The sequence below is a fragment of the Alloyangia pacifica genome (assembly GCF_900116195.1).
In the GTDB taxonomy this organism is placed as follows: domain Bacteria; phylum Pseudomonadota; class Alphaproteobacteria; order Rhodobacterales; family Rhodobacteraceae; genus Salipiger; species Salipiger pacificus.
This window is the reverse complement of record NZ_FOZW01000017.1, coordinates 102,245-110,165: the sequence shown is the minus strand read 5'-3', so window position 1 is coordinate 110,165 and position 7,921 is coordinate 102,245. Positions and strand designations below refer to the sequence as shown.

The 7,921-nt window shown below is 68.3% G+C and carries 8 protein-coding genes; 7 read left to right on the top strand and 1 reads right to left on the bottom strand.

Annotation, left to right across the window (positions count from 1 at the left end):
• The 7 genes from BM397_RS25970 to BM397_RS25940 all read left to right on the top strand — a co-directional run.
• The coding region (locus tag BM397_RS25970) for an AMP-binding enzyme (RefSeq protein WP_439895880.1) at positions 1-407 on the top strand (407 nt) is incomplete at its 5' end.
• Positions 408-412: 5 nt separating this feature from the next.
• Positions 413-1,096, top strand: coding sequence for an adenylate kinase (locus BM397_RS25965; protein WP_092430164.1), 684 nt, complete (start codon positions 413-415; stop codon positions 1,094-1,096).
• Between the two features lie 56 nt (positions 1,097-1,152).
• Positions 1,153-1,440 (top strand): DUF4212 domain-containing protein, encoded by a 288-nt coding sequence (locus BM397_RS25960; protein WP_092429988.1) that lies wholly within the window; start codon positions 1,153-1,155, stop codon positions 1,438-1,440.
• 6 nt (positions 1,441-1,446) lie between these two features.
• Complete coding sequence (locus BM397_RS25955; protein WP_092429990.1) at positions 1,447-3,228, top strand: sodium:solute symporter family protein; 1,782 nt, start codon at positions 1,447-1,449, stop codon at positions 3,226-3,228.
• Between the two features lie 123 nt (positions 3,229-3,351).
• Positions 3,352-5,175, top strand: coding sequence for a DUF294 nucleotidyltransferase-like domain-containing protein (locus BM397_RS25950; RefSeq protein WP_092429993.1), 1,824 nt, complete (start codon positions 3,352-3,354; stop codon positions 5,173-5,175).
• Between the two features lie 18 nt (positions 5,176-5,193).
• Positions 5,194-5,700 carry a hypothetical protein gene (locus BM397_RS25945; protein WP_092429995.1) on the top strand — a complete coding sequence of 169 codons (507 nt, stop codon included), beginning with the start codon at positions 5,194-5,196 and terminating at the stop codon, positions 5,698-5,700.
• Positions 5,697-7,103 (top strand): 3'-5' exonuclease, encoded by a 1,407-nt coding sequence (locus tag BM397_RS25940; protein ID WP_092429997.1) that lies wholly within the window; start codon positions 5,697-5,699, stop codon positions 7,101-7,103. Before BM397_RS25945 ends, BM397_RS25940 begins: the two co-directional genes overlap by 4 nt.
• On the opposite strand, the gene BM397_RS25935 is transcribed toward BM397_RS25940, so the two are convergent.
• A complete protein-coding gene (locus BM397_RS25935; protein ID WP_092429999.1) occupies positions 7,003-7,884 on the bottom strand; it encodes an ArsR family transcriptional regulator in 882 nt (293 codons plus the stop codon). The genes BM397_RS25940 and BM397_RS25935 overlap by 101 nt on opposite strands.
• Positions 7,885-7,921 lie beyond the last annotated feature (37 nt).

Here is a 7,921-nt window from a genome sequence, read left to right as displayed (position 1 = left end):
GCGTCGATGACGTGATCAACGTCTCGGGCCACCGCATGGGCACCGCCGAGGTGGAAAGCGCGCTCGTCGCCCACGCCAAGGTCGCCGAGGCCGCCGTCGTCGGCTACCCGCATGCGGTCAAGGGCCAGGGCATCTACTGCTACGTCACGCTGATGAACGACGTCGAGCCGTCGGAGGACCTGAAGAAGGAACTCCGCACCTGGGTCCGCACCGAGATCGGCCCGATCGCCTCGCCCGACCTCATCCAATGGGCCCCCGGCCTGCCGAAGACCCGCTCCGGCAAGATCATGCGCCGCATCCTGCGCAAGATCGCCGAGAACGACTACGGCGCCCTCGGAGACACCTCCACCCTCGCCGACCCTTCCGTCGTCGACGACCTCATCGAAAACCGCGCAAACAAGGGGTGAGCGAGATGGACGCAACGACCGTGACCCGCGCCCCCGTGCTCATCCTTCTCGGCCCTCCGGGGGCCGGGAAAGGCACCCAGGCGCGCAAGCTCGAGGACAAATACGGGCTGGTGCAGCTCTCGACCGGCGATCTGCTGCGCGCCGCCGTGGCGCAGGGCACCGAGGCCGGCAAGCAGGCCAAGGCGGTCATGGAAGCCGGCGAACTGGTGAGCGACGAGATCGTCATCGCCATCCTGCGCGACCGCATTGCAGAAGCCGATTGCGCGCAGGGCGTGATCCTCGACGGCTTCCCGCGCACCACGGTGCAGGCCGAGGCGCTGGACGCGCTGCTGGCCGAGAGCGGGCAGAAGATCAACGCGGCGATCAGCCTCGAGGTGGATGACGCCGCCATGGTGGACCGGATCTCGGGCCGCTACACCTGCGCCGGGTGCGGCGAGGGCTATCACGACACGTTCAAGACGCCGAAACAGAGCGGCGTCTGCGACCATTGCGGCGGGACAGAGATGAAGCGCCGCGCCGACGACAAGGCGGAAACCGTGGCCTCGCGGCTCGAGGCCTACCACGCGCAGACCGCCCCGCTCATCGGCTATTACGACAGCAAAGGCGCCCTGAGCCGCATCGACGCGATGGGCAAGATCGAGGAGATCGCCGCCGGGCTCGGCGCGATCGTCGAAAAAGCGACGGGCTGATCCGTCGGAGGCCGCTCAAAGGAGGGGCGGCCGCATTTTCAGGAGGAGGAACCGCCATGGCGGATCAATCAACGCACCACGCGCATGGCGCCGAGGAGGCCGGCAAGGCCTACTGGTCGGCCAACCTGCGTCTCATCTTCATCAGCCTGATCATCTGGGCGCTCTGCAGCTTCGGCTTCGGCATCCTGCTGCGCCCGATGCTCTCGGGCATCGCGGTCGGCGGCTCGGACCTGGGGTTCTGGTTCGCCCAGCAGGGCAGCATCATCGTCTTCCTGGCACTGATCTTCTTCTACGCCTGGCGGATGAACAAGCTCGACCGTGAATACGGCGTGGACGAGGAGTAAGGCGTCATGGATCAGTTCACCATCAACCTGCTGTTCGTGGGCGCCTCCTTCGCGCTCTACATCGGCATCGCGATCTGGGCCCGCGCGGGCTCCACGTCGGAATTCTACGCCGCCGGGCGCGGCGTGCACCCGGTCACCAACGGCATGGCGACGGCGGCAGACTGGATGTCCGCAGCCTCCTTCCTGTCGATGGCGGGCCTCATCGCCTTCACCGGCTATGACAACTCGGCCTACCTGATGGGCTGGACCGGCGGCTACGTGCTGCTGGCGCTGCTGCTCGCGCCCTACCTGCGCAAGTTCGGCAAGTTCACCGTCTCCGAGTTCATTGGCGACCGCTTCTACTCGCCGACCGCGCGCCTGGTGGCCGTGATCTGCCTGATCATCGCCTCGACCACCTATGTGATCGGCCAGATGACCGGCGTCGGTGTGGCCTTCGGCCGCTTCCTCGAGGTGTCGAGCACCACCGGTCTGCTGATCGGTGCGGTGATCGTGTTTGCCTACGCGGTGTTCGGCGGCATGAAGGGCGTGACCTACACGCAGGTCGCGCAATACATCGTGCTGATCCTCGCCTACACCATCCCGGCGATCTTCATCTCGCTGCAGCTGACCGGCAACCCGATCCCGGGCCTTGGCCTCTTCGGCACCGATCAGGCCTCGGGTGAGCCGCTGCTGGCCAAGCTCGACCAGATCGTCCGTGAGCTGGGCTTCGGCGAATACACCGCCCACAACGGCGACACGCTCAACATGGTGCTCTTCACCCTGTCGCTGATGATCGGCACCGCCGGCCTGCCGCACGTGATCATGCGGTTCTTCACCGTGCCCAAGGTGGCCGACGCGCGCTGGTCCGCCGGCTGGGCGCTGGTCTTCATCGCCCTGCTCTACCTGACGGCCCCGGCCGTGGGCGCGATGGCACGCCTCAACATCACCCAGCAGTTCTGGCCGGAAGGCACTGCGGGCCAGGCTGTCTCGCTCGAGCAGATCGAGAGCGATCCGGCCTATGACTGGATGGCCACCTGGCAGCAGACCGGCCTTCTGGGTTGGGAAGACCTCAACGGCGATGGTCGCATCCAGTACTACAACGACAAGAACGCCGCGATGCAGGAGAAGGCAACCGCCGAGGGCTGGGCTGGCAACGAGCTGACCAACTTCAACAACGACATCCTCGTGCTCGCCAACCCCGAGATCGCCAACCTTCCGAGCTGGGTGATCGGCCTCGTCGCCGCCGGTGGTCTCGCCGCCGCGCTCTCGACCGCCGCCGGCCTGCTGCTCGCCATTTCCTCGGCGGTCAGCCACGACCTGATCAAGGGCCAGATCAACCCGGCAATCAGCGAAAAGGGCGAACTTCTGTCCGCACGGATCGCCATGGCCGTGGCCATCGCTGTCGCCACCTGGCTGGGCCTCAACCCCCCGGGCTTCGCGGCGCAGACCGTGGCACTGGCCTTCGGCCTTGCCGCAGCCTCGATCTTCCCGGCGCTGATGATGGGCATCTTCTCGAAGGTGAACAACAAGGGCGCCGTGGCGGGCATGCTCTCGGGTCTGATCGTCACCCTGCTCTACATCTTCCTGCACAAGGGCTGGTTCTTCATCCCCGACACCAACAGCTTCACCGACGCCGACCCGCTGCTCGGCACGATCAAGTCGACCTCGTTCGGTGCGGTGGGTGCCCTGGTGAACTTCGCGGTGGCCTTCACGGTCTCGGCGATGACCAAGCCGATCCCGCAGGAAATCTCCGAGCTGGTGGAAAGCGTGCGCGTTCCGCGCGGCGCGGGCGCAGCCCAGGATCACTGATCGGTGATACGGAGCCTGGGCGCGCAAGCGCCCTCGCCCTAGGCAAATGTCCCGCCCCGCGCTATGCCGGGGCGGGATTTTTCTTCCGCGATTGCACCCACATCGCACCACCGGAGCGCCAAGATGCCGATTGAGCCCGACGACCTGCGCCGTTTCCTGACCTCGGTGCACCCCTATGACGCGCTGGACACCGATGCGCTCGACGTGCTGGTGCCGCAGTTCCTGACACGCAGCTACAAGCCCGGCGAGGAAGTCTATGCCGTCGGCAGCCAGCTCGAGGGGCTTTACCTCGTGCACACAGGCCAGGTGGAGATCCGCGACGAGAACGGCGTCGCCGTCTCGCTGCTGGGGCCGCGCAACTCCTTTGGCGAGCGCGGGCTGATGCGCGAGGGGCTGGCGGCCACCACCGCCAGCGCGCTCGACGAGACGGTGCTGCTGATGCTGCCCGCCTATGCCTTCCGCGAGCTGGTGGCCGAACATGCCGCCGCCCGCCGCTTCTTCGACCGCTCGCGGGCCGCGCGGCCGCGCAGGTCAGACCTCGCGCACAGCCGGGTCGAGACGCTTATGGCCCGCGCCCCGCTCACCGTGCCGCCCGAGACCCCCGCCCAGCAGGCCGCGTTGATGATGCGCGAGGAAGGCGTCTCGTCGCTCTGCATCACCCGGGGCCGCGACCTGATCGGCATCGTCACCATCCGCGACATCTCGGCCAAGGTGGTCGCGGGCGGCATGGACACCAATATCCCGGTCTCCGAGATCATGTCGCACGAGCCGGTCACCCTGCCGCCCTCGGCGATCGGCTCGGACGTGCTGCACACGATGGTCGAGCGCGGCATCGGCCACGTGCCGATCACCGACGCCGGGCGGCTGGTGGGCATCGTCACCCAGACCGACCTCACCCGATTCCAGGCGGTCAGCTCGGCCGAGCTGGTCGCCGCCATCGCCCGCGCCCGCAGCCCCGCGCAGATGGCCGAGACCACCGCCCGCATCCCGCAGCTGCTGGCGCAGCTGGTCGCCGGCGGCAACCGTCACGAGGTCACCACGCGGCTGATCACCGACGTCGCCGATACCGTCACCCGCCGCCTGCTGGCACTGGCCGAAGAGGACCTTGGCACCGCGCCGGTGCCGTGGCTCTGGCTTGCCTGCGGCTCTCAGGGACGGCAGGAGCAGACCGGCGTGTCGGACCAGGACAATTGCATGATCCTCGACGACAGCGCCACCGAACGGGACCTTGAATACTTCAGGGAGATGGCGAAGTTCGTCTGCGATGGGCTTGATAAGGCTGGATATTTCTACTGCCCCGGCGACATGATGGCGACCAACCCGCGCTGGCTGCAGACGCAATCGGTCTGGCGCAGATACTTCCGTGGCTGGATCGAGAAACCCGACCCCGAGGCGCAGATGCTCGCTTCGGTGATGTTCGACCTGCGCCCCATCGGCGGCACGAAATCGCTGTTCGAGGATCTGCAGCACGAGACGCTGGAAGCGGCCTCGAAGAACTCGATCTTCACCGCCCACATGATCTCAAACTCGCTCAAGCACACGCCGCCGCTGGGCCTCTTGCGCGGCTTTGCCACCATCCGCTCGGGCGAGCACAAGAATACCGTCGATCTCAAACACAACGGCGTGGTGCCGGTGGTCGATCTGGCACGGGTCTACGCGCTGCAGGCGCGGCTGCCCGAGGCCGGAACCCGCGCCCGGATCGAGGGCGCCATCGCCGCCGGAGCGGTGTCGGGCTCGGGCGGGCAGGACCTGCTGGACGCCTACGACCTGATCGCCGAAACCCGGCTCGAGCATCAGGCAACGCTGGTCAAGCGCGGGGAAAAGCCCGACAACTATCTTGCGCCGTCCGACCTGTCGGACTTCGAGCGCAGCCACCTGCGCGACGCCTTCGTGGTGATCAAGTCGATGCAATCGGCGATCGGCCACGGGCGCGGCATGCTGGGGTAAGGACCTGAGGGGGGAGAGATGTTCTACGAATTGATTGCGGTGCTGGTGGCCGGCCTTGCCGGGGCCGGCGTGGTAATGCTGCTGCGCAAGGCCACCGGCGGGCGGCTGCCGCGCTGGATGATCCCCATCGGAGCGGGCGCGGCCATGCTCGCCGCCTCCATCGCCGGGGAATACGGCTGGTACGGCAGCACCGCCAAGGCGCTGCCGGCCGGGGTCGAGGTGGTGGAAACGCACGACTCCAGCGCGCTCTGGCGGCCCTGGACCTACGTCTGGCCAATGACCGACCGCTTCATCGCCGTCGATGCCGCCGGGCGGCGCGAGAACGCGCAAACGCCGGGGCTCTACCTTGCCGACCTCTATTTCTTCGCCCGCTGGCAGCCGACGCAGGTGGTCGAGATCATGGTTGACTGTCCGGGCGGACGCCGCGCCGATCCCATGGGTGGCGACGGCGGCGAGCCGCGTTGGCGCGAGGTTGGTGCCGAGGACAGTATCGTCACCGCGGTCTGCTCGGAGGCGCGCATATGACCCAGCTGAGCCTGCGCCTGCGCATCTTCCTGTTCTTCGTACTGATCGCCTTGGGCGGCGCGGGGATCACGGCGCTGGCGCTCTGGCTCGGCTATGGGCGCGCGCTCGCGACCACCCCGGCAAACGGCTTCTTCTTTGCCGGCATCCTCGCCGTCTTCGGCATCGTGGCGCTGAGCGCCGGGGTCTGGCTGCTGTTCGACGAGAATGTCGCCAAGCCGGTTGAGCGCATCGCCTCGGAGATGCGCGTGCGCGCCCATGCAGGTGTCGACAGGCAGGTCGACCTGCACGGCGCGCGCTACCTCGGCGATCTTGCCCATGCCGCCGAGGCGGTCTCCGCCCGGCTGTCGGAAACCGCGCTGGCCTCGGCGCAACGGGTGGCCGAGGAGACCGCGCAGCTCGCCGCCGACAAGGAGCGTCTGACCGCCCTGCTCACCGAGATCCCTGTGGCCACCATCATGGTCAGCCCCAAGGGCCGTATCGTGCTCTACGACGGGCAGGCCGCCGAGGTGCTCGCCCAGATCCACGTGCCGCGGCTCAACGCGGCTGTCACGGATTACTTCCTCGCCGCCGGCATCGACGCGGCGGTGCGCGAGATGCACCGCACCGGGCGCGAGGTCACGCTGACCCTGCGCTCGGTCGATGAGGCACAGAGCTATCATGGCCGGATGAAACCGCTCGATGCGGGCGGCTACCTGCTGATCATCGAGGAGGCGGAGGCACGCATCGCGCCTCAGGCCGAGCGGCCCATGGTCTTCGATTTCTCGCTGCTCACCGCGCCGGCCTCTGCCGCGCTGGAGGACACGCCCTTGCGCGCGCTGACCTATGTGGTCTTCGACACCGAGACGACGGGGCTGCTGCCGCACAAGGACGAGGTGGTTCAGATCGGCGCGGTGCGGGTGGTCAGCGGCAAGATCGTTCCCGGCGAGCAGATCGACCAGCTGGTGGACCCCGGCATGGAGATCCCGCAATCCTCGACCAGGGTGCACAAGGTGACCGACGCCATGGTGCACGGCCAGCCGGACATCGCCGAGGCCGGGCGGCGCTTCCACCATTTCGCCCGGGGCGCGGTGATCGTGGCGCATAACGCGCCCTTCGACATGGCCTTCCTGCGCCGCCACCAGTCCCGCATGGGGGTGGAGTGGAGCAACCCCATCCTCGACACGGTGCTGCTCTCGGCGGTGCTCTTCGGGGCGAGCCAGACCCACACGCTGGACGCGCTCTGCGAGCGGCTCGGCGTGATCATCCCGCCCGCCCTGCGGCACACCGCGCTTGGCGACGCGCGGGCCACCGCGGAAGTTCTGGTCAGGATGCTGCCGATGCTCGAAGCACAGGGGATGTCGACCTTCGGCGAGGTTCTGGCGCAGACCCGGCAGCACGGGCAACTTCTGGAAGACCTGAACTGAGACTGTCGAGCGCGGCTTGCACCGCCTCGCGCGGCGCGGCGGCCAGCGGCAGCCGCGCCAGCGCCGCAAGCCGCGGCTCCAGCGCACGCATCGCGGCATGGAGCGCGACGGCCCGTGGGATGACCGGCCCGTCCCGCACCTCGGGCAAGGGCCAATAAGCGTTGATCGGGGGTGGCAGCTGCGCGGCGATGGGCAGCGCAGCAAGAGCCCGCTCATCGAGCGCGATCACCACATCGAGCTTCCCGGCACCCACCTCGAACGGCACTCCGAGCGCTACCGGAAGACATGCCGGCAGACGATGCGCCGCGAGCACCTCGACAAGCACCGGATCGAGCGCTGCGACCGGTGCAACGCCCGCCGCGCGCACCCGCGCCCGGCCCCAGAGCCGCCGCCGCGCCAGCGCCGTGGCAAGCGGCGACAACCGCGCCCCGTCGGCGCAGAGAAACAGCAGCCGCAGCCGCCCCGCAGGCTGCCAGTCCGCGCCGGCCCGCCCCAGCGCCACATCCGCCCCGAGCCAGTCGATCACCTGCGCCAGCGCACTCGGCACCGCATGGTAGAGCCTCAGCGATCCCCGCACCCGCTGCACCAGCAACCCCGCCTCGCAAAGCGCCGCCAGATGCGCCGAGAGCGTCGAGGGCGGCACCATCAGCGCCCGGGCCAGATCGCCCGCCGCCAGCGGATGCGGCAGGTAGCGGACCAGCAGCCGCAGCACCGAGACGCGCAGCGGATTGCCGAGCAGTCCAAGGCGGGCGAGGCAGACCGGATCCATGCGGCCGCACATAGCCCGGCACCCTTGAAGAGAGGGTTAACGGTGCCCC

What these genes read in the sequence shown, in the direction of transcription:
- BM397_RS25965 (WP_092430164.1), top strand. Translation starts at nt 413, where the DNA reads ATGGACGCAACGACCGTGACCCGCGCCCCCGTGCTCATCCTTCTCGGC.
- BM397_RS25960 (WP_092429988.1), top strand. Translation starts at nt 1,153, where the DNA reads ATGGCGGATCAATCAACGCACCACGCGCATGGCGCCGAGGAGGCCGGC.
- BM397_RS25955 (WP_092429990.1), top strand. Translation starts at nt 1,447, where the DNA reads ATGGATCAGTTCACCATCAACCTGCTGTTCGTGGGCGCCTCCTTCGCG.
- BM397_RS25950 (WP_092429993.1), top strand. Translation starts at nt 3,352, where the DNA reads ATGCCGATTGAGCCCGACGACCTGCGCCGTTTCCTGACCTCGGTGCAC.
- BM397_RS25945 (WP_092429995.1), top strand. Translation starts at nt 5,194, where the DNA reads ATGTTCTACGAATTGATTGCGGTGCTGGTGGCCGGCCTTGCCGGGGCC.
- BM397_RS25940 (WP_092429997.1), top strand. Translation starts at nt 5,697, where the DNA reads ATGACCCAGCTGAGCCTGCGCCTGCGCATCTTCCTGTTCTTCGTACTG.
- BM397_RS25935 (WP_092429999.1), bottom strand. Translation starts at nt 7,884, where the DNA reads ATGTGCGGCCGCATGGATCCGGTCTGCCTCGCCCGCCTTGGACTGCTC.